The organism is bacterium (genome assembly GCA_035559435.1).
Taxonomy (GTDB): domain Bacteria; phylum Zixibacteria; class MSB-5A5; order WJJR01; family WJJR01; genus JACQFV01.
In genome coordinates this window covers 27,094-52,764 of record DATMBC010000047.1, presented here as the reverse complement: position 1 = coordinate 52,764, position 25,671 = coordinate 27,094, and the positions used below count along the sequence as shown (strand labels likewise).

The 25,671-nt window shown below is 64.1% G+C and carries 25 protein-coding genes; 7 read left to right on the top strand and 18 right to left on the bottom strand.

The genetic code is table 11. From position 1 onward, the window contains the following. Nucleotides 1–941, bottom strand: a 941-nt coding sequence (gene larC, locus VNN55_05440; GenBank protein HWO56991.1) for a nickel pincer cofactor biosynthesis protein LarC, incomplete at its 3' end; no start/stop codon positions are given. Nucleotides 942–944: 3 nt separating this feature from the next. Next, nucleotides 945–2,009, bottom strand: a complete 1,065-nt coding sequence (gene dusB / locus VNN55_05435) for a tRNA dihydrouridine synthase DusB (GenBank protein HWO56990.1) — start codon at nt 2,007–2,009, stop codon at nt 945–947. A gap of 144 nt (nt 2,010–2,153) precedes the next feature. Between dusB and VNN55_05430 the strand changes: the two genes are divergently transcribed. The 3 genes from VNN55_05430 (at nt 2,154) to VNN55_05420 (ending at nt 5,847) form a co-directional block, all read left to right on the top strand. Then, nucleotides 2,154–2,852, top strand: coding sequence for an FHA domain-containing protein (locus VNN55_05430; GenBank protein HWO56989.1), 699 nt, complete (start codon nt 2,154–2,156; stop codon nt 2,850–2,852). Between the two features lie 26 nt (nt 2,853–2,878). Further along, nucleotides 2,879–5,416, top strand: coding sequence for a CHASE2 domain-containing protein (locus VNN55_05425; GenBank protein ID HWO56988.1), 2,538 nt, complete (start codon nt 2,879–2,881; stop codon nt 5,414–5,416). Between the two features lie 182 nt (nt 5,417–5,598). Further along, nucleotides 5,599–5,847, top strand: a complete 249-nt coding sequence (locus tag VNN55_05420; protein ID HWO56987.1) for a hypothetical protein — start codon at nt 5,599–5,601, stop codon at nt 5,845–5,847. 90 nt (nt 5,848–5,937) lie between these two features. Here VNN55_05420 and VNN55_05415 read toward each other — a convergent pair whose 3' ends face one another. Genes VNN55_05415 through purS form a run of 5 tightly spaced genes read right to left on the bottom strand, consistent with a single transcriptional unit; the run spans nt 5,938 to nt 7,949 of the window. Beyond that, a complete protein-coding gene (locus VNN55_05415; GenBank protein ID HWO56986.1) occupies nt 5,938–6,387 on the bottom strand; it encodes a hypothetical protein in 450 nt (149 codons plus the stop codon). A 31-nt stretch (nt 6,388–6,418) separates the two neighbouring features. Beyond that, entirely contained in the window at nt 6,419–6,649 is a 231-nt protein-coding gene (gene tatA, locus VNN55_05410; protein ID HWO56985.1) for a twin-arginine translocase TatA/TatE family subunit, read from the bottom strand. Nucleotides 6,650–6,658: 9 nt separating this feature from the next. Next, nucleotides 6,659–6,952, bottom strand: coding sequence for a DUF4321 domain-containing protein (locus tag VNN55_05405; protein HWO56984.1), 294 nt, complete (start codon nt 6,950–6,952; stop codon nt 6,659–6,661). Then, nucleotides 6,949–7,701: a phosphoribosylformylglycinamidine synthase subunit PurQ gene (purQ, locus tag VNN55_05400; protein HWO56983.1), complete on the bottom strand. Its 753-nt coding sequence runs from the start codon at nt 7,699–7,701 to the stop codon at nt 6,949–6,951. The genes VNN55_05405 and purQ overlap by 4 nt, the downstream gene beginning before the upstream one ends. Next, a complete protein-coding gene (gene purS, locus VNN55_05395; protein ID HWO56982.1) occupies nt 7,698–7,949 on the bottom strand; it encodes a phosphoribosylformylglycinamidine synthase subunit PurS in 252 nt (83 codons plus the stop codon). Before purS ends, purQ begins: the two co-directional genes overlap by 4 nt. Nucleotides 7,950–8,246: 297 nt before the next feature. On the opposite strand from purS, the gene VNN55_05390 reads away from it, so the two are divergent. After that, nucleotides 8,247–9,905, top strand: a complete 1,659-nt coding sequence (locus VNN55_05390; GenBank protein HWO56981.1) for a TrkA C-terminal domain-containing protein — start codon at nt 8,247–8,249, stop codon at nt 9,903–9,905. Between the two features lie 174 nt (nt 9,906–10,079). After that, the gene (locus tag VNN55_05385; GenBank protein ID HWO56980.1) at nt 10,080–10,895 is read left to right on the top strand and encodes a methyltransferase domain-containing protein; all 816 of its coding nucleotides are present in this window, start codon (nt 10,080–10,082) and stop codon (nt 10,893–10,895) included. A 2-nt stretch (nt 10,896–10,897) separates the two neighbouring features. On the opposite strand, the gene pssA is transcribed toward VNN55_05385, so the two are convergent. From pssA to VNN55_05355, 6 genes are read right to left on the bottom strand one after another with little or no spacing between them, the layout of a single operon-like run. Further along, nucleotides 10,898–11,686: a CDP-diacylglycerol--serine O-phosphatidyltransferase gene (gene pssA / locus VNN55_05380; GenBank protein ID HWO56979.1), complete on the bottom strand. Its 789-nt coding sequence runs from the start codon at nt 11,684–11,686 to the stop codon at nt 10,898–10,900. A 25-nt stretch (nt 11,687–11,711) separates the two neighbouring features. Beyond that, the gene (locus VNN55_05375) at nt 11,712–12,341 is read right to left on the bottom strand and encodes a phosphatidylserine decarboxylase (protein ID HWO56978.1); all 630 of its coding nucleotides are present in this window, start codon (nt 12,339–12,341) and stop codon (nt 11,712–11,714) included. 8 nt (nt 12,342–12,349) lie between these two features. After that, nucleotides 12,350–13,645: an adenylosuccinate lyase gene (gene purB / locus VNN55_05370; protein HWO56977.1), complete on the bottom strand. Its 1,296-nt coding sequence runs from the start codon at nt 13,643–13,645 to the stop codon at nt 12,350–12,352. A gap of 19 nt (nt 13,646–13,664) precedes the next feature. Beyond that, complete coding sequence (gene fsa / locus VNN55_05365) at nt 13,665–14,336, bottom strand: fructose-6-phosphate aldolase (GenBank protein ID HWO56976.1); 672 nt, start codon at nt 14,334–14,336, stop codon at nt 13,665–13,667. Nucleotides 14,337–14,390: 54 nt separating this feature from the next. Beyond that, nucleotides 14,391–15,155 (bottom strand): tRNA pseudouridine(38-40) synthase TruA, encoded by a 765-nt coding sequence (gene truA, locus VNN55_05360; GenBank protein HWO56975.1) that lies wholly within the window; start codon nt 15,153–15,155, stop codon nt 14,391–14,393. After that, entirely contained in the window at nt 15,152–15,988 is an 837-nt protein-coding gene (locus VNN55_05355; protein HWO56974.1) for an energy-coupling factor transporter transmembrane component T, read from the bottom strand. The genes truA and VNN55_05355 overlap by 4 nt, the downstream gene beginning before the upstream one ends. Before the next feature lie 63 nt (nt 15,989–16,051). On the opposite strand from VNN55_05355, the gene VNN55_05350 reads away from it, so the two are divergent. Then, entirely contained in the window at nt 16,052–18,262 is a 2,211-nt protein-coding gene (locus VNN55_05350) for a tetratricopeptide repeat protein (GenBank protein HWO56973.1), read from the top strand. A 5-nt stretch (nt 18,263–18,267) separates the two neighbouring features. On the opposite strand, the gene VNN55_05345 is transcribed toward VNN55_05350, so the two are convergent. The 4 genes from VNN55_05345 to rodA all read right to left on the bottom strand — a co-directional run bounded on the left by VNN55_05345 (nt 18,268) and on the right by rodA (nt 22,284). Further along, on the bottom strand, nt 18,268–19,194 hold the full coding sequence (locus tag VNN55_05345) for a diguanylate cyclase (protein ID HWO56972.1): 927 nt from the start codon (nt 19,192–19,194) through the stop codon (nt 18,268–18,270). A gap of 169 nt (nt 19,195–19,363) precedes the next feature. Then, nucleotides 19,364–20,338, bottom strand: a complete 975-nt coding sequence (xerD, locus tag VNN55_05340; protein ID HWO56971.1) for a site-specific tyrosine recombinase XerD — start codon at nt 20,336–20,338, stop codon at nt 19,364–19,366. After that, nucleotides 20,325–21,059 carry a double zinc ribbon domain-containing protein gene (locus VNN55_05335; GenBank protein ID HWO56970.1) on the bottom strand — a complete coding sequence of 245 codons (735 nt, stop codon included), beginning with the start codon at nt 21,057–21,059 and terminating at the stop codon, nt 20,325–20,327. Before VNN55_05335 ends, xerD begins: the two co-directional genes overlap by 14 nt. A 1-nt stretch (nt 21,060) precedes the next feature. Then, complete coding sequence (gene rodA, locus VNN55_05330; protein ID HWO56969.1) at nt 21,061–22,284, bottom strand: rod shape-determining protein RodA; 1,224 nt, start codon at nt 22,282–22,284, stop codon at nt 21,061–21,063. A gap of 254 nt (nt 22,285–22,538) precedes the next feature. On the opposite strand from rodA, the gene VNN55_05325 reads away from it, so the two are divergent. Next, on the top strand, nt 22,539–23,750 hold the full coding sequence (locus VNN55_05325; GenBank protein HWO56968.1) for a hypothetical protein: 1,212 nt from the start codon (nt 22,539–22,541) through the stop codon (nt 23,748–23,750). A gap of 51 nt (nt 23,751–23,801) precedes the next feature. Here the strand turns inward: VNN55_05325 and mrdA are convergent, their stop codons facing one another. Beyond that, nucleotides 23,802–25,670, bottom strand: a complete 1,869-nt coding sequence (gene mrdA / locus VNN55_05320) for a penicillin-binding protein 2 (protein ID HWO56967.1) — start codon at nt 25,668–25,670, stop codon at nt 23,802–23,804. Nucleotide 25,671 lies beyond the last annotated feature (1 nt).

Sequence of the window (25,671 nt, the reverse complement as noted above, 5' to 3'; positions counted from 1 at the left end):
GAGCCGGTCTCGCGGAGGATGACCGCCGCGACGGCGGCGCGGGCGTCATCGGCGCAGAGCGCTTCAATACGGGTGCCGATGCGTCCCTTTTTCATCATCAGCGGGAACGTGACGACATCGACCGCGCCGGCCTCGCGCAGCTTCTCAGAGACCCATTCGAAGACTTCCGGGCGGGTGTTGTCGATGTCGCTGGCGGCCAGCCAGAGCGTGTCGTGCTCGAAGGAGGCATCGACAAGGCCGAGGGTCGCGCGCAGCAGATTGGGGCGGTCGGCGAATGTCTTTTGTCCGGCGCCATAGCCAATGCGCTCGGCGCGCAGGACAATGTCGGTCGTGAATTCCGCCGCTTCCGCGAGGATGGCGGCGGCGGTCGGTGTGGTGGTCTCACCCAGATCGGCGACCAGGCGCACGGGAAGATCCTTGAGCAACTCCAGCGCCGCCGGAGCAGGGAATTGAATCGGGCCGTGCGCCGAGCGTCCAACGCCGGATCCAAGCACCAGCGGCGCGCAATAGACCCGTTCGATACCCAGCAGTTCGAGCGCCAGCAGCGATCCGACAATATCAATGACCGCATCGTTGGCGCCGACCTCGTGGAAATGCACTTTATCGACGGTGGTCGAATGGATGCGCGCCTCGGCATTGGCCAGACGGCGGAAGACGGCAGTGGCCTGCGTTCGCACCCGTGCCGACAGCGAGCCGGCATCGAGCAATGACTCCACGTCCGCCAAACGACGGTGCCGGGCCGACTCTTCGACTGTGACCGTCACGCGGGCGGCGGCGATCCCATAGGAGGAGACGCGCTCGACCTGGAGCGCAAACTCGGCCGGCACAATCGGCTGTAGGGTCGCCCGGATTGCGGCAAGATCGGCGCCCAGATCGACCAGCGCGCCGAGGATCATGTCACCGGCGGCGCCGGACTGGCCATCGAAATAGACCGCGCGCATCGGTCAGGCCACCAGCGCCCGGGATTTGGGAATCCAGCCGCGATCCAACGGCAGATACTGATCAATCCAACCGCTGTCGGCGTTGTCCAACAAGCCGGCGTGCCCGGCCAGATAGTCGGCAAAGAGGCGGCGAATCGCTTCAGGGTCTTCGACGCGCATGAGGCGGTCGCGCAGTGTGTGCGCGTCGGGCCAGCCCTTGATGTAGGCGGCCAGCACCTTGCGCAGACCGCGCACCACCACCGCCGGCGGTTCGGGGGTCACGCGGATCTTTTCGGCGATGTGATGCCAGGCGACGGTCAGGACATCGGCGGCCGACGGTTCGGGAAGACGCTCACCGGTGGCGAGGAAGTGGTTCACTTCGGCAAAGATCCAGGGCCGCCCCACGGCGGCGCGTCCGATCATCACCGCGTCGCAACCGGTCTGATCGAGCATCGCCTTGGCGGTGTCGGGGGAGGTGACATCGCCGTTGCCGATGACCGGCACACGGGACTCATGCCTTTTGAGTTCGGCGATGTATTCCCATTTTGCCGGACCGGCATATTTCGGCCCCCAGGCGCCATCGGCGCGGGTGCGCGCATGCAGCGTCACCGCCTGCGCTCCCGCCTCGACCGCGCGCGCGGCGGCCTCGCAGTGCACCAGCGTCTTCTCGTCCCACCCGGCGCGCATTTTGACCGTGACCGGCAGAGGCACCGCATCGACAGTCTCCTTCACAAGACTGGCCAGGAGGTCGAGATCCTTCAGAAGCGAGGCGCCGCCGTTTTTCCCCACAACCTTGCGGACCGGGCAACCGAAGTTGAGATCAATGAGGTCGGGCCGGTAAGCCGAAAGCATCTGGGCAGCGCGGCCGAATGTCTGCACGCGCGCGCCAAACAGTTGGTAGGCAACAGGATGCTCGTCATCTGCCAAGGCCAGTTTGTGCTCCTGGCTCATGGTGTTGAAAAGCAGGCCATCGGAGGAGAGAAACTCCGAATAGACGATCGCGGCGCCGAAACGGCGGCAGAGCCGACGGAAAACAACGTCGGTGATGCCGGCCATCGGGGCCAGCAGGGCCCGTCCGGCGATGGTCAAGTTTCCGATCCGCATGCCGAGAAATATAGGTGTCACCAGCCCGATCGGCAATGTCGGGCCAAGAGATAACCGTACCGGCGACTCCTGCCGTTCGGCGGCATTTGCGTCGACGGGGCCGCTCGCCGGGCTGGGTTGGAGGGGGCAATGACGGAAATCGTGGTCCGCTACGAGGACAAGGTGATCGAACGGGTGATCACCGAAAAGAAGCGCATCAGCGTCGGACGCAACTCCGACAACGACATCGTGCTGGACAACCGCGGCGTCTCGCGCAAGCATGCGGTGATCGAGATCAATCCCAACAATTGCGTGATCATCGACAACGAGTCGCTCAACGGCACCTTTGTCAACAACCGCCGGGTGGAGGAGGAGATCCTCAACGACGGCGACACGATCACCATCGGCAAGTACTCGCTGGTGTTCCGTCCGAATGTCGAGCCGGAAACCAAGTTGTCGGACCTCGACGGCACGATGACGCTCAACACCCGCAAGCACCGCGAGCAGGTGGAGGCCGATCGCCGCGACCGCGAGATCGTCGCCCGTTCCGGCGGCGTGGCGGTGCTGATGGGTGAGAAGAACGCGCCGACCGATGAGATCCGTCTGGCCGGCGGCACGCTCACCTTCGGCAAGGCCGGTTTCTGCAATGTCAAGGTTGCCGGCTGGTTTGTCCCCGATATCCAGGCCACGCTCGCGCTGGAAAACGGCCATTATGTCCTCTCCAGCGTCGGCCACCGCAATAAGACACGTGTCAACGGCGAGCCGGTCGACAAGGTCGCGCTGAAAAACGGGGACCTCCTGCAGGTCGGTCGTTCGGTGTTCCGGTTTGTCGCCGGAAGCAACGTCTAACACGAGGCCAAACCGCGGACATCCCTATGAAAAGCGCACCGTCCAAATTCAACGGCATGCATTTCCGCCAGGAGAACACGCTGCTGCGGCGTTTCGGGCCGTTTATGCTCTATGGCCTGATCACGCTGCTGGTGATCGTGCTCTACATGGACAATCACCACTGGCTGGCATCGCTGGAACTGGGCATCCAGGACACGATGGTGTCGCTGGGGCGCAAGACCGACCCACCCTCCGAAGTGGTGGTGGTCAACATCGACGATGACGCGGTGAACAAACTGGGGCGCTGGCCCTGGGATTCCGAACGCATCGGCTATCTGGTCGGTATGCTGTCCGAATACCGTCCCAAGGCCATCGGGCTGGATGTGGAGCTGCCATCCGATCTGATGGAAGATCCCCAAGGCAATCTCTTTTTGGCGGACATGATTCACCGCGCCGGCAACGTGGTGCTGCCGCTGCGGTTTACGCTGGCGGAGGACGGCCGTTTTACGCAGACCGCGCCGGATTATGTGTCGAAGTCGAGTCTGGTGGTGATCGACGAGGGCGCGCGGCTTTTGGATTTCCCCTATCCGCAATCACTGAACGCCACAATCCCCTACGCCGAGGCCTGCCGGGCCGCCTGGGGGCTGGGGCATGTGAACACCTGGCAGGATGTCGATGGCAAGGTGCGCCGCGACCCGCTGGTGGTCAATTACGAGGGACATTACTACCCGTCGATGGCGCTGCAGTTGGCGCGCGCCGCCGCCGGCGCCGATCGTCTGCAGGTGAAAATCGAGCCGGGCGAGTCGGTGCGGATGGCGGCACGCACCATTCCGACCGACGAGGGCGGGATGCTGCGCATCGATTACCGCGGGCCCGCCGGGACCTGCCGTTCGATTTCGGCGGCGAAAGTGCTGGAGGGGTCGGATGATCTGCAGGGTCTGACCGACAAGATCGTGGTGGTGGGTGTGACCGCCTCGGGTTACGGCACCACGTTGCGCACGTCGGCTTCCGATGATTTCCCGCGCGCCGAGAAGCTGGCCACGGTGACCGCCAACATTCTGGCCGGACGCTATATCACCACCGTGACATTCTCGACGTTTCTCGACTTGCTCATCCTGATTGGGATCGGGGTGTTTGCGGCCGTGGTGCTGCCGCGGGTGAGTCTGGTCAGCCGGGTGATCGTGCTGGTGGTCTTCGCCGCGCTCTTCTTGAACGTGAACTTTGTGCTTTATCAATCGCTCAAGCTGGTGACCAACACGCTTTACCCCACACTGGAGATCCTGCTGTTCCTGGCGTTTGCGCCATTTGTGAAACCCAACAACGAGAAGGTGGCCTTGACCCGCCCGGTCAAGCGGGCCCCCATCCCGGGCGAAAAGCCGGCCTCGACATCGGGCGCCTACCGGGTCATCCCGGCCGAGCCGGAGCCGACGCCGGAGGTATCCGCAGCGCCGACGGTCAGCATGGACGCTTCGCCGGGCAGCGGCACCCCCTTCCCTGCCCCGCCGCCTGAGCGGCGCGAGGCGACGCCGTCGGGAGGACAGTTCAACGCCGGTATCACGCTCACACCGTCCTTTGAGCCGGGGATGGACGGCGATGTCCCGCTGGTGGAAGGCCACACGAGCACGCGCACAAGTTCGCCGGTGCCGATCGATCTTGACCGTCCCGAGCCGATTGAGTTACAGGCGTCAGGGCCGGAGGCGTTCGCGACCCAGTCGGGCCCGAACATGTCCGGCCTCAAGCGGCTGGGGCGCTATGAGATTCTGGAAGTGATCGGCCAGGGAGCGATGGGCACGGTGTTCAAGGGGCTGGACCCGGCGATCGACCGTATGGTGGCGCTCAAAACCATCCGCACCACCGGCGGCATGAACCCGGCGCAGACGATGGAGTTGCGCGAGCGGCTGGTGCGCGAGGCCAAGGCCGCCGGCAAACTGTCGCACCCGAACATCGTGACGATTTACGACGTCGGGACCGAGGGCGACATCGACTACATCGCGATGGAGTTTCTCGAGGGCACGACGCTGGAGGCGCTCATCCGCAAGCAGCAGGTGATGAACTTCCGCATCGTCGCCAAGATGCTGCACCAGGTCTGCGGCGCGCTGGACTATGCGCACAAGATGGGCATCGTGCACCGCGACATCAAACCGGCCAATATCATGGTGCTCGATGACTTCAACGTAAAGGTGACCGACTTCGGCATCGCGCGGTTTGAATCGGGCGCAATGTCGATGACCCAGACCGGCATCGCCATGGGCACGCCGTATTACATCGCGCCGGAACAACTGCGCGGCGAGGCGGTCGACCGCCGCTGCGACCTGTTCTCCCTCGGCGTGGTGGCCTACGAAGTCCTCACTCGCCGCCGCCCGTTCGACGGACCGAACATCTCGGCTTTGATCTACTCCATCACGCAGTCGAACCCGGCGCCGCCGTCGAAACACGATCCGGTGATTCCGGGGCTATTTGATTTCGTCGTGAACAAGGCGCTGGCCAAGGACCCGCGCCAGCGCTACCAGACCGCCGAAGAGATGGGCAAAGACCTCGAAGCGTTTGTCGAGGACATGGCAGGGGCGAAGAACTTCCGGCGGTAAAACCCGGCAACCAACTTTGCGCCGAAGGGCCGATCGATGATCGGCCCTTTTGCTTTATGCCGCGCCCGCCCGCGGAATTTCCGCTTGCCGCAGGCGACGGATCTGCGCATACTCATGGCATCCTTTGTGGTCCCGGCCCCGCCGGGGCATCGTCTGTCAACCCACTCTGTCAGGAGGGATTCATGCGCAAAGCAGGTCTTGTGCTGGGGGCCTTCGTGCTGGCGTTCGCGGCCGGCGTGATCTGGTCGTCGGTGACGGCCGAATCGCTGGAAGCGAAGCCGTACATCTGTAAACTGGCGGTGGAGCCGTTCTTGTACTGCGAGCCGAGCAATCGCTGCAAGGCGGGCGAGCAGTTCTGCTACATGTGCCAGGGCGTGGAGCCCTCCGGCGCCCCATGCCTCTGCAGCCGTGTCGGTTGCATGACGCCGTAACTCGATTGTCTCAGGCGACGAAAAAAGAGCCGCCCGATGGGCGGCTCTTTGCTTTTGCGGCGGCCGCGAATCGCGCCGGACGCTCCTGCCTCACTCTTTGGGCGCGTCGTGCAGCAGCCCTTCGGCGATGCTGATGGCGACGCCGGCAAGCATGACTTCGACACCCAGTTTCGTGAAATCGCTGGAGATCAGGTCGCGGTTGATGTTGGCGTACAGCGAGCAGCCGGCCTCGCGCTCGACCACCAGGCCGGAAATCCGTCCGCCCGATTCACCGACGAAAGTCACTTCGCCGAGTTCATCGGAGACAACAAAGCCGGTGCAGTTGTGCAATTGCAGATGCCCGCCGGAGGTGTAGACCACCACCATCGATCCGAGTTGGCGTCCCAGACGGGTTTCGGGATACAGATCGATGCTGAGGGCGCGGCGCTCGGCGCTGGACACCAGCCGGAGGTGGTAGTGGTCTTTCTGGAATTCGCGCACCTCGGGCTTGAGGCAGGCGGCGATGCGGTTGATATCCTCTTCGGCAAACATGAGAGTCACGTCCCGTCTGGTTGGTTGTCGTCCAGCCCTGCTACGGCGCGGGCGTGCCGGAAGATTCAGAATTCTGCCGCGGCTCGGGGGGTGTCGCCGGACGGTTGATCTCGCGGTCGATCTCCGATTTGGTCTCGTCCATGGCGCGCTTGAACTCACGGATCCCCTTGCCGAGGCCGTGGGCGATATCGGGAATGCGCTTGGCACCGAACAGAAGCAAGATCACCAGAAAGATGAGGAGCAATTCCTGCATGCCGATGCCGCCGAACATTCCGTCCTCCTACAGATACCACCACCGGAAATAAATCAACAACAACAGCACAAACAACACACTGACGAAATTGATCCGCAGCGTGAAACCAAAGGCGAACGCGACCGCATAGAGGTCGAGGTTGACCGGTTCGACGGGGTGCAGCGCCGCGCCCTTGCCCAGGCCGATTTCGATGTTGCTGGTGAAGATCGTCTTCATCGTGCCGTCGGGCAGAAACGAGCCGACCAGGTGGCCGACGAGGGCCCCGGCGACGGCGGCCATCACGATGCCGACGATGAGGAAGGTGATCTCGCGGCCTCTCACACCCGGGCCCGCCTCTTTTCGATCAAGGGCGACGCCGAGGGGGTCTCGGTGCCGACCGCGGGGACGCCGACGCCCAGAAGCGACTGGAACAGCACCAGCCCATCGGCGCTGCCGAGGATTGATTCGACCGCGCGCTCGGGGTGCGGCATCATGCCCAGGACATTGCCCTGCGCGTTGACGATCCCGGCGATGTTGTGGCGCGACCCGTTCGGGTTGGAACGCAGATCGGGTTCGCCCTGCGCGTTGACATAGCGGAAGACCACCTGGTTGTTGGCCTCCAGGCGTTCGAGGACGTCATGATCGGCGTAGTAATTCCCCTCGCCGTGAGCAATCGGCATCTTCAGGATCTGACCGACACGGGCGCCGCGGGTGAAGGGGGTCTTGTTGTTCTCGACGCGCAGGCGCACGTTCTGGCAGGTAAAGCGCATGTGCGCGTTGCGGCGCAGCGTGCCGGGCAGGAGCCCGGCCTCGGTCAGCACCTGGAACCCGTTGCAGATGCCCCACACCAGCCCGCCGTCGGCGGCGAATTTGATCACCGACTGCATCACCGGCGAAAAGCGCGCGATCGCCCCGGCGCGCAGATAGTCGCCGAACGAAAACCCGCCGGGCAGAATCACGCAGTCGACATCGTGCAGATCCGGATCGGCATGCCAGAGGAACTCGACCGGGCAATCCAGCACATGGCGAAAGGCGGCGTAGGCATCATAGTCGCAATTCGAACCCGGGAAGGTGACGACACCGATTCTCACTCGACGACCTCCACATGAAAGGTTTCGATCACGGGGTTGGCGAGCAACTTCTCCGACATGTCCCGCAGCTGGGCGCGGGCCGCCTCGGGCGAGGCGGCATTCAACTTGATCTCAAACGTCTTTCCGGCGCGCACCTGGTCGATTCCCTGATAGCCCATATGCTCCAGCGCGCGCTGAATGGTCTGCCCCTGCGGATCGAGCACTCCCTCTTTCAACCGAACAGTGACTTTGCCGGTAACCATAACCATACAGTCAGACTACTGCCTTCTTCAGTTTTGCGGGGGTGAACGGTACGTTGCCAGTCATTGCTCTTCCGCACGTAGTATACCCGCCGGACAGGCCAAACCCAACCGTTTTTCGCAGCGCGCAACACATTGCACAACAACAGATTGCTCCTATTGGCCCAGTGGGGCTAACCGGACCGTTTGAGCATTGATTGCGCGGATGGGGTGACAAAGACGACCGGAGCGGGAGGCATTGGTCTCGACGCACCCGGTCGCGAAGCGTAAGTTGGATGGCGCGCTGCGCGCGCGGGGGAGCGGGGCATGCCAGGTTTTCTCGACCTTCTGGCACAGAACAATCTGCTGCTGTTGTTCACGATTATCGGGCTGGGGTACCTGATCGGGAACATCAGCATCTTCGGGTTCAAACTCGGGGTGGCGGCCCTGCTGTTTGTCGGAATCGCCTTCTCGGCGATCGATCCGCGCCTGATTCTGCCCGAGCACATCTACATCATCGGATTGGTGCTGTTTGTCTATGCCATCGGCCTGCAGGCGGGGCCGGGTTTCTTCGCCTCCTTCCACAAGCGCGGTCTGCGCATGAGTCTGATCGCGGTGGCGATCCTGGTCTCATCGGCGGCGCTGGCGGGTGTGCTGGGCAAAGTGTTCGGATTCTCGGCGGCGACAATCGCGGGATTGTTCTGCGGCTCGCTGACCAACACGCCGGCCCTGGCGGCGGCGGTCGAGGCGGTCAAGAACATGGGACCGTCCCTCCCGCCCGACCGTGTCGAGTACTACGTCAACAGCCCGGTGGTTGCCTACGGTCTTGCGTACCCCATCGGTGTGCTGGGTGCGATCTTCTGGATCACCGTCCTCTCCAAGGCATTCCGCGTCGACTTCAAGCGGGAGACCGCCGCGCGCGAGAAGGAATCGGAAGCCGAGCAGATTGTCAGCCGCACCTTCCGGGTAAGCAATCCGGCGATTGTCGGGATGACCATCGAGCGCTTCATGGCGACCATCGAGGATCCGGACTTTGTGCTCTCCCGCATCAAGAAGGGCGAGACCATCGAAGTGGCCAATCCCGACACGGTGCTGGCGGCCAATGACCTGGTGATTGCGGTGGGACCGGCGCGGGCGTTGCGCGCGGCGCATCTGTATCTGGGCGAGGAGTCGCAGGAGAAGATCGCCGCGCGTCGTGACGACACCGCTTATCGCTGGTATTTTGTCTCGGAGCGCCCGGTGGTCGGCCGCACGATCAGCGAACTGCAAAAGCAACGGCCCTTTGTCGGCGCGATCACCCGTCTACGTCGCAACGATGTCGAATTTGTGCCGTCGCCGAGCACCACGCTGGAAATGGGCGATCGGATCCTGGTGGTCTCGCCGCGGCAGGAGATCGAGCGCATCACCGACTTCTTCGGCGACTCGCTGAAGGCGCTGTCGGAAACCGATTATTTGTCGCTGTCGCTGGGGATTGTGCTGGGAGTCTTCCTCGGCATGGCGCCGATCCCGCTGCCCAATGGCACCTCGTTCAAGCTCGGCTTCGCCGGCGGGCCGCTGATCGTGGGACTGATCCTCGGACGTCTGGAGCGCACCGGAAGAATCCAGTGGGGTCTGCCCTACAATGCCAACCTGGTCCTGCGCCAGATCGGATTGGTCTTCTTCCTGGCCGCCATCGGCACCAAGGCGGGCCTGGGTCTCATGGAAACGATTCAGAGCGGGGCGATCGGGATGATCGTGGTGGCGCTGGCGATCGTGTCGTTCGTGTCGGTCAGCGTGCTGGTGGTCGCGCACAAGCGCCTGGGGTTGCCGATGTCGGCGGCGATGGGCATGCTGGCGGGCGTGCAAACTCAACCCGCCTGTCTCGCCTATGCCAATCAGCAGGCGCAAAACGACCTGCCCAACCTCTGGTATGCTCCCGTGCAGCCGGCGTCGATGATCGCCAAGATCATCCTGGCGCAGGTGATCGTGACGACGCTGCTGCTTTAGCCACGGTCGGCCGCCGGGTTACGTGATCGAGCGATCCGCCGACGACGCTTTCCGACTCAACGCGGCACGGAAATCCCCGCACACACGGGTTGAATACGGCGCCTGTTCTGCGTAGGATGTCGCGCAACGGGACAATATGCAGCTGGCAGTCCCAAGACGAGGGAGAACGGTTCGATGACGCAGGAGCGTGATTACATACTGGGCACCCACGATGAGGAGATCGTCCGTCTGGGCATCCAACACCGGGTCTGGCGGCCGCGGGCGCTGGACGCCTGGCGGCGCGCCGGATTCACCGTCGGGCAGACCATCCTCGACATCGGCTGCGGCCCGGGGTATGCCTCGATTGATCTGGCGGGTATCGTGGGCGACGGCGGGCGCGTCCTCTCGCTGGACCGTTCGCGCCGATTCCTCGATACGTTGGAGACGGCGGCCACGGGATACGGGCTGGGCAACATCCGCACCGTGGAAACGGATCTGGAGGATGGCCGGCTGCCGGAAACGGCCGCCGATGGCGCCTGGTGCCGCTGGGTGTTCGCATTCCTGAAACAACCCCGCCGTTTGCTGGAAGCGATCGCGCCATCGTTGCGCCACGGCGGGGTACTGGTCATTCATGAGTATTTCGACTACTCGACCTGGCGCACGACGCCGCGCTGCCCGGAAATTGAGGAATTTGTCGCGGAAGTGATGACAAACTGGCGCTCCGACGGCGGCGAGCCGGACATCGGCCTGCAGTTGCCGCTCTGGCTGCCAGAGTGCGGCTTTGAGATCGTGGAGATGCGGCCGATCATCGACATCGTGCCGCCGGGCAACTTCATCTGGCAGTGGCCGAAGTCATTCGTCCGCATCGGCCCGCAGCGCCTGGTCAGTCTCGGACTAATGACCGCCGAGCGGGCGCATCAGATCGGGGAGGCCTTTGAGCGGGTGGAGAAGACGCCGCACGCCCTCATGATCACGCCGGCGGTGATGGAGCTGATCGCGCGGCGCCGTTGAGGTTACTGCCAGGGTTCTTTATGCTCGACCTGGCGGCGGCGGCGCGGCAGGCGCAACGGACGCTCCAGCGAGCCGCCGTTGGAGACGGTCTCGATGATCTCGCGGACAAGGCCGTAGGCGACATAGCCCAGCACCAAGGGAAACGCGGTCTTGGACATGTCGATGAGCACCGCAATCACACCGATCAGGAGATAGAGAAACTTGATTCTGTCCTTAAGCGATCGCCAGCTGGTGGGCTTGTCCTCGTACGGAATCGTCGACACCATCAATCCCGACGTGACGAGGGTCATCGCAATCAGCAGTCGCACATACTTCAGCTCGCCCCACAGTTCGAAGCTAAACAGCGTGTAGGACACCAGCAGCGAGGCGGCGGCGGGAATCGGCAACCCCTCAAAACCCTCGCGCGGCCCGGTCTTGGCGCCGAGGTTGTAGCGCGCCAGCCGGAACGCGCCGCACATTACGAACACGAAGCCGAGCACCCAGCCCCATTTGCCCAGGTCCTTCAGACGGAACGAATAGACCATAATCGCCGGTGCCAGGCCAAAGGTGATCAGGTCGGCCAAGGAATCGAGTTCGACACCGAACCGGGTGGCCCCGCGGGAGACCCGCGCCACGATTCCATCGAGGCCATCGAGGAAGAATCCCAGCAGAATGAACTGGCAGGCATGCCGCCATTCGCCGTCCATCGACGAGAGAATCGACAGGAACCCGCAGAAGAGGTTCCCCATCGTGAACATCCCCGGGAAGATCCCGCGGAAGTTGCGGACATGGCGGTCGTCGTGTTCGGGCATGGCGGGCGCTCGGAAACCGATAAGCTCAATTCTCCAGCCGGCGCGCGATCACCGTTTCGCCGGCTTTGACACGATCGCCGACTTTGACGGTCGGCGCGAACCCGTCGGGCACGATCACCTCGACGCGCGAGCCGAAGCGGATCATCCCGATCCGGTCCCCCTGTCTTAATGTATCGCCCACCTGCGGGGTGCAGATAATACGTCGTGCGAGAATTCCGGCGATCTGCGCCGAGCGAATCGTCCCGCGCGGCGACTCAATCACCAGGTCGTGCCGCTCGTTCTGCGACCCGGCCTCGTCCTTCCAGGCGAGCCCGAACTTGCCGGGATGGTGGACGGACTCGCGCACCACCCCTGATACGGGCGCGCGGTTGACATGGACGTCGAGAACGGACAGAAACGTATGGATCTGGGTGCCGCCGTCGGGATGCGGTCCGACCACCACAATCCGTCCATCCGCGGTGGCCACCACCGCCTCGGGATCGTTGGGGGGACGACGGTCGGGGTCGCGGAAAAAGTAGCCGAAGGCCAGCGCCGCCGCCCCGCCCAAAAGCGCGATCAACGCGCCGCCGAGCCGCGCGCCGGCCACCCAGAGAATCCCACCGACGGCCAACACCGCTAGCGCGGGACCCACAAAGAGCCAGCCGTCGCGCGCCATCCCCTCCCCTATTTCTCCGCCAGCGCGCGTTTGAGAATCTGCCGTGAACGGCGCAGGAAGTAGCGGACATCGAAAATCTCGTCGAGCTGCCGCGTTGTCAGGTGCGATTGCACCAACTGGTCAGCGCGGACGCGTTCCTCGAAGGTCGAGTCGCCGTCGGCCTCCAGCGCCAGCCGCTGCACGATGGTGTAGGATTTGTCGCGGGAGCCGATCTTCTCGGACAACGCCAGCAACAGGCGCTGCGAAAAGACCGCCGACCCCAGCCGCTGAAGATTCTGCCGCATCCGTTCCGGGTGGACCCCCAACTGCGTGAGCACCTGATCGAGCAGATACAGCTGATAGTCCAGCGCGATCGTGGCATCGGGAATGATCACGCGTTCAACCGAGGAGTGCGAGATGTCGCGTTCATGCCAGAGCGCGACATCCTCCAGCGCCGGGATGACATGGGCGCGCAGAAGGCGGGCGATCCCGCAGATGCGCTCGCAGAGGATCGGGTTCTTCTTGTGCGGCATGGCCGAAGAGCCTCGCTGCCCCTTGGCGAACCCTTCGGTCATCTCGCCGGTTTCGGTGCGGTGCAAGAGCCGGATTTCCTGCGCGATCTTCTCGCAGGTGGCGCCGAGGGCCGCGATGGCGAAGATGTATTCGGCGTGACGGTCGCGCTGGAGCACCTGGGTCGAAATCGGCGCGGGGCGCAGACCGAGTTTGCGGCAGACATACGCTTCGACCGAGGGATCGAGGTGAACGAAATTGCCAACCGCGCCGGAGATCTTGCCGACAGCCACCGAGTGGATCGCCGACTTCAGCCGCCGGCGGCCGCGCTTCAAGTCCGCATGCCAGAGCGCGAACTTAAGCCCGGCCGATGTCGGCTCGGCGAAGACCCCGTGGGTGCGTCCGGCGATCGGCGTGTCAATGTATTTGCGCGCCAATGCCGCGGTGCGTTTGATGCTGGGCTCCAGCGCATCGAGCAACAAGGCGCCCGCCTGCACCATCCGCACCGACAGCGCGGTGTCGACGACATCGGAGGAGGTCAGGCCATAGTGCAAATACTTCTCATCGGCGCCCAGATGCGAGCCAACGTCCTTGGTGAAGGCAATGACATCGTGGCGGGTTTGGCGTTCAATCGCTTCGATGCGTTTGACCGAGAAGCGCGCGCGGCGGCGCATGCGGGCCGGGGCGCCCCTGGGGATGAGCCCCATCTGCGCCAGACGTTCGGAGGCCAGCAACTCGATCTCCAGCCAGACGCGGAACTTGTTCTCCTCCGACCACAATTCCCCCATGGCGGGGAGTGTGTAGCGGTCAATCATCGGATGCCCCCGTGTGGCGCTACACGCGCGCCGCGGCCTTGCGTTGGTCCGGCGAGAGCTTCTGCCAGTCGCGGTTGAACGCCGCGTTGCCCAGATCGGTCAGCGGGTGCTTAATGATCTGCTGGAGAATCTTAAACGGGATCGTGGCGACATCGGCGCCGCGCAGCGCCGCCTCGACGACGTGGAGCGGATGACGAATCGACGCCGCCAGGACCTCGGTGGAGAGCGCGTAGTTGTCAAAGATCGTCACCAACTGGCTGACCAGCTCCATGCCGTCATGGCCGATGTCATCCAGTCGGCCAACAAAGGGCGAAACGAAGGTGGCGCCCGCCTTGGCGGCCAACAGCCCCTGGGTGGCGTTGAAGATCAGGGTGCAATTGGTGCTGATCTCGCGGTCGCTTAACTGCCGGATCGCCTTCAACCCCTCGGCGGTCATCGGAACCTTGACTGTGATGTTGGGGGCAATGGCGGCCAAACGAATCCCCTGCTCGACCATATCCTCGGCCTGCTCGGCGACCACTTCGGCCGAGACCGGCCCCTTGACGATCTGGACGATCTCATGCAGGATATCGTCGAAGCTGCGTCCCTCCTTGGAAACCAGCGAGGGATTGGTGGTCACGCCATCGAGAATGCCCCAACTGGCCGCCTCGCGGATTTCGTCGACACTGGCGGTATCAAGAAAAATCTTCACGGTTCCTCCTTGGTCGGTTCAGATTCTTAAGAAAGGCACGTCGGGGCGCCCGATTCAATCGAAATCGAGTGGCTCGCCGACGCCGTCCGGGTATTCAACCGCCTCCAGCGTCAAACCGTGCGGCGGCGCCGCATCGCCGCAGAGGGTGACATCGCCGGCGGTCAGAATCTCGCGGAGGCGTTCCGGTGTTCCCTGTCCGCGCGCCACCGCGACGCTGGTGCCGACGATCAGCCGCACCATTTGGTGAAGGAACCGGTCGGCGCGGATCCGGTAGGTAAGGTTGTCGCCCTCGGTGCGCCACTCGGAGTGAGTCACGCTACAGCGATTGTTTTCCTTCAGCGACAGCGCCCGGCAGAAGCCGGAGAAATCCTGCGTGCCGCGAATGATCGCCGCGCAGGCATGGAGACGGTCGATTGCCAGTTCGCCATGCACCTGCCAGTCGCGATCGCGATTGAAGGGCCAGGCGCCGCGCCGGACCCGGTAGACATAGCGGCGGGCGATGGCGGAATAGCGGGCATGGAAGTCATCGGCGACGCGATGGAAGGATAGAATCGCCAGATCATGCGGCAGCGCCACGCGCAGGCGGTGATGCAGCGCCACGGTGTCGATCGGTTCGGGCCAATCGAAGTGCGCCGGCAACGCCAGGGCATGCACGCCGGTGTCGGTGCGTCCGGCGCCGGTGAGCGCCACTTCTTCCCGGTCCCCGAGGAAGCGCGACAGCCACACTTCCAGCTCGCCCTGCACCGTGCGCAGACCCGGTTGCTTCTGCCAACCGTGAAAGTCGCGGCCATGGTAGGCGACGTCGAGACGATACCTCATGCCAGGGGACTCCGCGCCAGAATCCAGACGATCCACCCCGCCGCCAACAGGCCCAACCCGATGTAATCGATGGTTCCCAGACGAAGGCCATGCACGGCCGCCGGGATGCGGGCCGTGTCGAAGCCGCGCGAGGCGAGCACCAACGCGATGGCGTCGCTGCGACGGATCGCGGCGGCAAAGACCGGAACGACCAAGGACGGATAGGCCCGGGCGCGCGCGATCAGACCACCACCGCCGCCGATGCCGCGAGAGTTTTGCGCCAGACGTATCAGACGGGATTCGTTCAGGAAGTTGGGGACCATTGCCACCAGAAAGAATGCGAGATAATAGAACTGCGCCACCGGCAGACCGAGATGCCGCAGCGGCAAAAGCCAGCGGGTCACCCCCGCCGCCAACCGCAACGGCGCGACAGCGGTGACCAGCAGAACCGACGCGCAGATTAAAGCCGCCAGCCGCAGTCCCATTCCGGCGCCCAGCGCCAGCCGCTCCCGCGGGATCACAACGCCCCAGAGTCGGAGGCCGTCACTGCCAGACTCGGGTCCCAACAACAAATAGAGCAAGACGGTCAGGGCGCCAGAAACCATAACCCAGACGAAGACCTGTCTCACCGCGCGCCAATCCAGCCGGCCCCGGGCCGCCTGGGCGAACAGCAACAGCGCCAACGCCGAGAGCCAGCCCAGAAGGACCTTCCCGTCCGTGGCCAGACCGATCCAGACGATGGCGCTTGCATACGCGGCCAGCCACACACACGGATCCCGGCGCTCCGGGGAGTTGGTCCGGGCCATTCGCCGATCGGTCGGGGGCTCGGCGGCCAGTGTCGCACGGCTTGCCATTAGCGTATAATACAGCCTATGGCGGATCAAAAACACCCGGCCCGGCAGCCACGGGCCCTGCGAATGACAGCATGGTTCGATCCCCGCACCTGGGCAAAGACCTCCTCATCCCCCGGCGGGCTTTCCAATACCGCATGGTTTTGGATCATTCTCGGCGCGGCCTTTGTCGTGCGGGCGCTGGTGCTCCTACAGCTGTCGGGCAATCACCCGGCGTTCGACCAGCCGATCGTCGACTCGCGCTGGCATTATCTGTGGGCCAAGCAGATCGCCGGCGGCGACTGGCTGGGCAGCGAAGTGTTCTACCGCGCGCCGCTGTATCCGTATCTGCTGGCGTTGTGGATGAAGATCTTCGGCGATGGACTCTGGCCCATCCGGCTGTTGCAGGCCATCATCGGCGGCCTGACCGCCGGGTTGACATTCCTCATCGCCCAGAAGGGCTTCGGCCGCCGTGTTGGCTTGGTCGCCGGTTTCGCCGCCGTCCTCTATGGCACGCTGATCTACTATGAGACCGAACTGCTGATCGAAGTGATCGCGGTGCCGCTGGGATTGTGGGCAATCTGGCTGGCGATGGAGGAATCATCGCAGCCGACACCGCGCATGGGCCGCTGGCTGGGGGTCGGAGTGGTGATCGGGCTTTTTGCCATCGCCCGTCCGAACATCCTGCTGGTGGTGCCGGCGTTCTGGTGGTGGGCCTGGCCCCGCGGGGCCGCGGCGGGCGGAAGCTTCTGGCGCAAGGCGCAGGCGGCGGCCATCCTCACGGCCGGCGTGCTCCTCCCCATCGTCCCGGTCACCGTGCGCAACATCGTGGTCGCCGGCGATCCGGTGCTCATCTCCTATCAGGGCGGAGTCAACTTCTGGCTGGGGAACAACCCCAACGCTGACGGACTGACGATGCAGATGCCGGAAGTGACGCTCGACGAGTCGGTCGAGTGGAACGAGTTTGTCTCCACCACCGATTCGGTGGCCTCCTCCCTGGCGGGCCGCACGCTGCGTCCTTCGGAGATTTCCTCGTTTTGGACATCCCGGACCTGGGACTGGATTCTCAGCCATCCCGTCCGGGCGATCGGCGGCTGGTTGAAGAAGACCTGGTATTTCCTCGGCGGATTCGAGGTCTCGGATCAGACCGACATCTACGCCTACTCGACGTACTCGCTGTTCCTCAACTGGCTGATCAGCCGGCCGCTTATCTACATCCCCTTCGGCCTGATCGCGCCGCTGGGGCTATTGGGGCTGCTGTTGGCCTGGCGCAGGTCGCCGCAGACCCGTCCGCTGGTGGCCTTCGTCGCGCTGTACGCGGTGACCGTGATTCTGTTTTTGGCAACCGCGCGCCACCGGTTGCCGGTGGTGCCGGTGATGACGGTGTGCGCGGCGGCGGCGGCGATGCAATTTGCGGAGGCGATCCGTCAGCGCGCGCTGAAGACACTTCTGCTCCCCGCGCTGATTCTGGTCGTCCTGATCGTGGCGTTGAACCAACGCACGGTCGAAAAGACGTTGAGCAACCCGGCCTTTCTCCATTACCAGATGGCACTGAGTTTTGAGCGCAAGGGCGACTACGAAGGGGCGATCGGAGAGTACGAGAAGGCGCTGGAGGCCGAGCCGAACCACCTGGCATCGCGCAAGAACCTCGCCTACGCGCTGGTGCGTGTCGGCTCGTATGATTCGGCGGTGGCGACGTCGTTCTCCTACCTGCGCCACCGTCAGAATGACGCCGAGGCCTACAACAACATCGGTCTGGCCTACCTCGGACAGGGCGACACTGCCCTGGCGGCGGGCTCCTTCCGCACCGCGATCAGGCACAATCCCAAGCTGCCGCACCCCTATCTCAATCTCGGCGACATCGCCGCGGCGCGCAAGGACAACGGGGCCGCGGTCGGCTACTACATGCAGGCGATCCAGGCCGACTCGGGCTTCGCCAGCGCCTACAGCGCGCTGGCAATTATCTACGCGAGCGTCAATAATCTCGTCATGGCCGAGTCGCTCCTGGTCACCGGGCTGCAACATTGCCCCGACCACGCCATCCTGCAGGCCAACATCGGCGCGCTCTACCTGAAAATGCAGCGCACCGCGGAGGCCATCCCGCATCTGGAGCGGGCGGTCTTCTGGCAGCCGCAGGCGGTGGCGGTGCGGATCAACCTCGCGGCGGCCTATCTGCGCCAGCAGAAGTTCAACGCCGCGCAGGAGCACCTGCGGCAGGTGATGGCCATCGATCCGGGCAACGCGACCGCCAAATTGCTGCTGGATGAGATCGCCAAGCTGGGAGGCGCGCAACTCTGAGGACGTCAATACTTCTTGCGCCGTTCGACCATGAAATTGGAGCCAGGCAGTGTCTTGGTGTAACGCTTGAGATCGGCAACCATGTGGGAGATCTGGCCCACGTGATCGAAGGTGTCGCCGTAGTTGACCGCGACGGCGATGGAAAGCGTGAGCAGGCCATAGGTCTCCGGCGTGCCGCGGCGTGACTTCGAAATAATGTAGCCGTTGCGCCGGTCGCGGGCCTCGTAGCAAAGCGGCACTTCCGCGTCGAACCGCTGGATCACCGCCTGGCAAACCTCGCTGATTTTTTCGGGCGGAATGACGAAGACAAAATCATCTCCGCCGATGTGGCCGACGAACCCGTCGGGCTGGTGATCGTACACGGTTTCGCGGATCACCCGCGCCACCAGTTTGATCACCTTGTCGCCGTAGAAGTAGCCGTAGTAGTCATTGTAGGCCTTGAAATCGTCGAGGTCGGCGTAGCAGACCGCGAAGTGATCGCGCCGGGCGAGACGTTCGGAGATCACGCGCTCGATGGTGGTTGGGCCGGGCAGACGGCTGGAGGGGTTGACATCCAGATCGCGCCAGCTGCGGCGCAACGCCAGACGCAGACGCGCCGCGGCAATGGGATCCTCGAAGCCGCCGATGATCAGATCGTCGATACTCGATTCGAGGATCATCGAGGCGGCGTCCGCATCGTCCTGCGCCAGCCACAGCACGACCGGAACCGCGGTTAGCGCCGGAATGCTCTTGGCGCCCAACGCCAGCGACAAAGCCGTGTCAGTGGACCCATTGACCGGAACCACCACCACATCAAGCAGTGTCTGAATCGACAAATCCGAGAGTTGTTCGAGACTGGTGAACGACACCAGTTGCGGGTGATAGCATGCCAGTGCGCGTTCGAGCGCGGGCGCCCACCCCGGGGCGCAGTTGTGGAGATATGCGCAGATCATTCCGGCCCGCCCTCCGGGCTCGGGTATGCAGTAAACAAATCGGCCCCCATCTCGCACGATGTCACGTCAGCCGCCCTAATCCTTGTGTCGGCGAAAAGGTTTGGAGAGATTACGTTAAACTTACAGAGAGCCGCCAACGGGGCCGCTATCGCAACTCATTGCCGGACCGTTACTTACGTGAGCGAAAGCCGGACTCCAGCGGATGATAGGCCGTATGCATTCGGCGCAGGTGCTGTCGATCAAGGTGTGTGTAGATCTGCGTGGTCGCCACCGACTGATGTCCCAGCATCAGCTGCACCGCGCGCAGATCGGCGCCCGACTCGATCAGGTGGGTGGCGAAGGAATGGCGAAAGGTATGCGGATGGACGCGTTCGCCCAATCCGGCGCGGAGGGCGTAGCGGCGGACAATCAGCCACAGCCCCATCCGGCTGAGCGGGCCGCCCTTCTGCGACAGGAACACATGGTCGCGCGCACCGCTGTCGGCGTCGCGTCGCGCCGGGCTGTCGAGGTAGCGGCGCAGCGCGCGCTGGGTGGACGGGCCGAAAGGCACCAGCCGTTCCTTGTTTCCCTTGCCGCGCACACGCACGAACCCGGCGCTGAAATCGATATCGTCCACCGCGAGCCCGGCCGCCTCCGAGACACGCAGTCCGCATCCGTAGAGAGTGGCGAGAATCGCCCGGTCACGCAGGTGGTGCGGGTCGCTCTCGCCGGGCTGTTCGAGCAGCAGCTGCATCTGCCGCACCGAGAGCACATCGGGCAACTTGCGCGGCAGGCGCGGGGTCTTGATCGGACGGGCGGGGTTCTGCTTGGCCTCGTCCTGACGAACCAGATAGCGATGGAAGTTCTTCACCGCCGACAGGCAGCGCGCCACCGATGCCGGCGCCAGGCCGGAGGCGGTCAGCGAGGCGAGAAACTCACTGACCTGCGGCGGCTGAATGGCGCGCGGGTCGCTCACGCCATGATCGACACAGAAAGCGGCATACCGCCCGAGGTCGCGGCGATAGGCGGCCAGCGTGTTGGCCGAACGCCCGGCAACGAGGACAAGATGATCGAGATACCGCGAAACCCAGCGATCGAAGACCGCCGACTTCCGGGCGGGACCATCCTTCGTGGATGGTTCGGGCGGGGAATCAACGTTGCGCATTGAGATTGAGCGCCACCACCGCGCCCTGAATGGCGCCGGCGCCGGCGGCTTTGAGGGCGCGGGCCGATTCGCGCATCATCGCGCCGGTGGTGAAGACATCGTCGACGACCAACAGGGACTTCCCTGTCAGCGTCACTCCCTCACGCGCCGTCAGCGCTTCGCGCATGTTCGCCTGGCGCTGGAGCGCGTTCAATCGCGTCTGATCGGCCACACGCCGCGTGAAGCGCAAGGCATCGGGCAGACAGGCGACACCAAGACGAAGCGCGCAGGCGCGGGCGATCTCCTCGGCATGCCCAAAGCCGCGTTTCCTCCGTTTGCGCGGAGCGGTGGGGACCGGAACGACCACATCCGGCGTGGATCCAGCGAAGCGCTCGGCGAGAAGGTCGCCGAGCGGACGGGCGAGCTCGCGAAAGCCATCGTACTTGAGCGCATGCACCAGCGCTCCGAAGGCGCCATCAAAGGCGCCCAGCGCGCTGATCCTTGCCGGATCGAGCGGGACATGCCCGGCCGGGCAGTCGCTGCCGGGATCCAAAAAGCGCCGGCACTCGCCGCAGACCGGCCGCGTGTAGACGCGCATCCCCGCCTCGCAGGCCACACACCAGACACGCGCGCGCTCGTGGAGTGTCGCCCCACAGATCGGGCACCGTCGCGGCAGCAGAGGCGCCAACGCATCGGCCACCGACGCCGGCAATCGCGCGGTCCAGGTGGTCGACGAAATCACCTCAGTACTCCTGCCAATGCCGGCGGATGTTGACCACCAACCCGGTGAGAATCCAGAAGAGCACGAGGGAGCTGCCGCCGTACGAGACAAACGGAAGCGGCAGTCCAGTCACGGGCATGAGACCGAGGGTCATGCCGATGTTGACCATGACCTGGAACGCAACGATTCCGGCGGTGCCGGCGGCGAGGAATTGCGAGAAGCGGTTGCGGGCGATGTGGGCGGTGTCGATGGTCCGCCAGAGGAAGACGGCGAAGAGCACCAGAATCAGCATCCCGCCCCAGAAGCCGAGCTCTTCGCCGCCGACGGCGAAGATGAAGTCGGTGTGCTTTTCGGGCAGAAAGTGCAACCCGGTCTGGGTCCCTTCGAGATACCCTTTGCCCCACAGCCCGCCGGAGCCGATGGCGACCTTCGATTGGATGATCTGGTAGCCCGCGCCGCGCGGGTCTTTCCCCGGATCGAGGAAGACGAGGATGCGTTGCTGCTGGTAAGGCATCAGACGGTTCCAGACAATCGGCGTCACGATTCCAAAGATCAGATTCAACGTGACCACGCCGATCGAAATCGGCAATCGGGGGCGCTCGACATAGAGCACACCCAGAAGCGCGATGAAAAAGAGAACCCAGACAATCCAGTTGAAGGCAAGCACCAGACTGAGCACCGGCGAGATCAGCAAAAACAACGCGGGCAAAGGCGCGCCGGCCCAAAAGAGCATCACCAGAAAAAGCGCCCAGAAGACCAGCGACGTCCCCAGATCCGGCTGCTTGATCACCAGAAACCAGATCGGGCCAACAATCGCCGCCAGCGCCAGCAACGGTCGCGGCGAGATCACCGGCTTTTTCAGGTAGGCGAGGTAGCGCGACAGCGCGATCAGGAGCGCCAACTTGGCCGGTTCCGAGGGCTGAATGTAGGCCGGGCCAACCGAAATCCATTGGCCGGACGTGCTGATCTCAAATGTCACCAGCGCCAGGAGCGCCAGACCGACGACGGTCAGATAGACATAGGCGAAGACTTCATGCAGGCGAACCGGGAGCCAGACCGAGACGGCAAAGGCGGCCATGGCCACCATCCACCACAACAGTTGACGGCTCCACAGGATCCGATCGCGCGCTTCGGGCATGGAGTGCTGCGCCGAGAAGATCAACAGCGCGCCGATCGCGGTCAGAAGCAGGGCGCTGCCGATCAGGATCCAGTCCAGTTCCTTCAGATTCTTCAGCAGTCCGGTCAAGCTCTCTCCCTTGCCGGGGCAAATTGCGGCGACGCACAATAACTGTCAATTGGCGATCGGGGAACGCACAATCCCGCGCCATCGGGCGCACAGCGGCAGACACCCCGACGGGAAGGCTTGCGCGCCAAGCGATTACCTCGCACCTTCAGCGTGTCGATTCTGGCACCATTTTCGCTTTTTTCGGGCACAGAGCGACGCCGAATGGCGTATTAGTACTGGGCGGGCGGTTTTCGCCCGCAAACCGAGGCCGAACGATGAAAAAGACACTGGGAGCACTTGTGATCATGGCCGCGCTGGTGGCGACACCGGCCCTGGCCATGAATGTCGATGATATCCTCGAGCTGTGCAACGCCGGTTTCGAGCCGGATCGGATTGCCCGCATCGTCGAGGCGGCGGGGATGGACCAGCCGCTGGAGGCGGCCGACTGGGCCCGCCTGAAAAACGAGGGCTGCGGCGACCAGGTGGTCGATGCGCTGCTGGATGTGCTGGCGCCGGCGGATGCGGAAGAGGACGTCGAGTCCGAATCGAGCCGGTCATACGATGTCGACGGGGATGTCGACATCAACCTCTACGGCAGCTGGGGCACCAACGGCTGGTATGGCTCGCTGTTCTGGGGCGGATATGACCCGTGGTATGGCTGGGGTTACCGCTATACCTGGTACGATCCGTTCTGGGACTGGAACTGGTACTGGGCCGGCTGGAACTGGTACGACCCCTGGTGGTGCTCTCCACACACCTGGCATTACTACCGGCATGTTTGGCATGATCCGTACTACTACTGCCATGGCCATTACAACGGCGGGTATTACAGCGGCGGCGCCTATGAGCGTCAGAAGGCCTCGCGGCAGGGCGGCACATCGAAGGCGTTCCGTTATGCCAATGCCAAGACGTCAACGGCGGTGGCCAAAGCGACCTACGCATCGGCCAAGGCCAAACCCTATCGCAACGCCGCGGTGGCCAACGGAATGGTCACCACCGGCCGCTTGGCGGTCCGTAAATCGACACGCACCAGCGTGACGACGGCCAACGGCGCCACGCTGTCGCGGACCAAAAGCGGCGCCTACGCGCGCGGCTCCTCAACGGTGGGCACCGGCACGGTCAAGCGCGAGGGCGCGTCATCGACCATCCGCACCGACAACGGTTACGCCAAGCGTAAGACGTCTATGCGCAGCGGCGGCGCCACTTCGACGGGGAACACGACGACGATCAATCGCGGCAAGACCAAGAACCGCACATCGACCGGGACGAGCGGCACCGGCACATCAACAGTAAAGCGCAAGGGCACGGGCGCAACTTCGACCGGCAAGTCGGGAACCGGCACGAGCACCAAGCCATCGGGCTCCAGTTATCAGGCGCCCAGTCCGGCCAAGACCGCCACGCCGTCATTCCGCAGCCCGGGCACGACCGCCGCGCCCCGTTCGGCGCCATCCAGCGGCGGCACCGCCCGCAGCAAGGGCCGCCGGTAAATCTGAGGCACTGCAGTCTGGGATAAAGGCCCCGCCAACGCGGGGCCTTTGTCATTCTGGTAGCGTGTCGGTGAGCGCCGCCGTCGGGCGTGGTGTAGTTTCAACCGTATCGGTAGCGGGAATGCCAGAAGAATCCGGCGCCGCCTGCAGTGAATCGGGAGGCGGGGGCGGCGGGGGCGGATAAAGATACTGCTTGGCAACCTCGAAGCAGATCGGGGCGGCATAGGTGGAGCCATGCCCGGCGTTTTCCACCAGCGCGCAAATCGCGATCTGCGGATGATCGTAGGGCGCCCATCCGGCGAACCAGGCGTGCTCCTTGCCGTGCGGATTCTGTGCCGTGCCGGTCTTGCCGGCCATGCGCACCTGATCATCATTGATACCGGCGGCGGTGCCGTATTGCACCACCCGACGGCAGCCCTCGCGCAGCACCGCCAGCGTGCTGATCTTGTAACCAAGATCGTAGGCGACTTCGGGCTCGACCATGCGCCAGTCGCTGCCGGGCGTACGACTGGCCTTGAGCAGATGCGGCTTCATCGCCACGCCATTGTTGGCCAGCGCGGCATAGAACATGACGACCTGCAGGGGTGTGACGGTGAATTCGCCCTGCCCGATGGCGAAATTGAGCATCGCGCCCGGGCCCCATCCCCCCTTGCCGCGCACCTTGTCCAGGTATTCGGCGGTGGGCACAATTCCGCTGTTTTCGCTGGGCAGGTCGATGCCGGTGGGTTGACCGAAGCCGGCAAGCAAGGCATAGCGGGACCAGGTTGAAAGGCCGACGTCCACGCCGAGTTGATAGAAGTAGACGTTGCAGGAATGCTGGATGGCGCCGAGCATGTTCAGCACCCCGTGTCCTTCGGGTTTCCAGCACTTGAAGACGCGATTGCCGAATCGGTAGCCGCCGCCGCAACCGCGGTAGGTGGTGTTCTCGTCGGCGACGCCGGCTTCCAGCGCCGCCGCGGCGGTCAGGAGTTTGGCGGTTGATCCGGCGGTGTAAAGTCCCATCACCGCGCGATTCAAAAGCGGCTTGAGCGAGTCGGTGCGTAACGCCTGCCATTCGCTCGATGACATCCCGCCGGAGAAGGCGTTGGCATCGAATCCGGGCCGGGTGACCAGACAGAGAATCTCGCCGGTGCGCACATCCACGGCAACCACGGTCCCGGCGACATACTGCGACAAGAGCGAGTCGGCCAGCCGTTGCAGCGCGATGTCCAACCCGAGCATGACATCATCGCCGGGGATCGGCGGACGGGATTCCTGCCCCGGCATCGGGCCAAGCATCTGCCCGTAGGCATTGATCTGCCGGTAGCTGATGCCGTCAATGCCGCGAATCAGATCGTCGTAGCGTTTCTCCAGCCCGGTGGCGCCGATCGCGCCGCGCAAGGGCGCGCCGGTCTTGTCGGTGCGCTTGGCCTCTTCCTCATTGACCTCGCGGACATAGCCGAGCACATGCCCGCCCCAGGGGGCGGGCGGGTACTCGCGCACCGGCTCGTTGGCGATGATCACGCCGGGGAACTGCTCGATGCGTTCCTCCAGCCGCGCGATCGTGCGCAGATCGGCATCGCGGTGGATGCCGATCGGCTCCAGGGGCAGCCCGGGACGACGGCGCATGCGCTCGATCAGTTCGGCGCCCTCGATGCCAAGGGCGCCGGCCAGCCGCACCCGCGGCTCCTCGCCGCGAAAGTCGGTTGGCAGCACCGAAACCGTGAAGGACGGGCGGTTGCGCACCAGATCGATGCCGTTGCGATCAAGGATGCGTCCGCGCGGCGCGGAAATCGGCAGCAGCCGGACTCGGTTCTTGTTGGCCAACTCGCGGTACTCGTCGGCCTGGATCAGCTGCATCCACGCCAGCCGTGCACCCAGCCCCGCCAACATGAGCAGGCAGGCGCCCAGAAGGATGTTGCGTCGGGAGGTCCAGTTCATT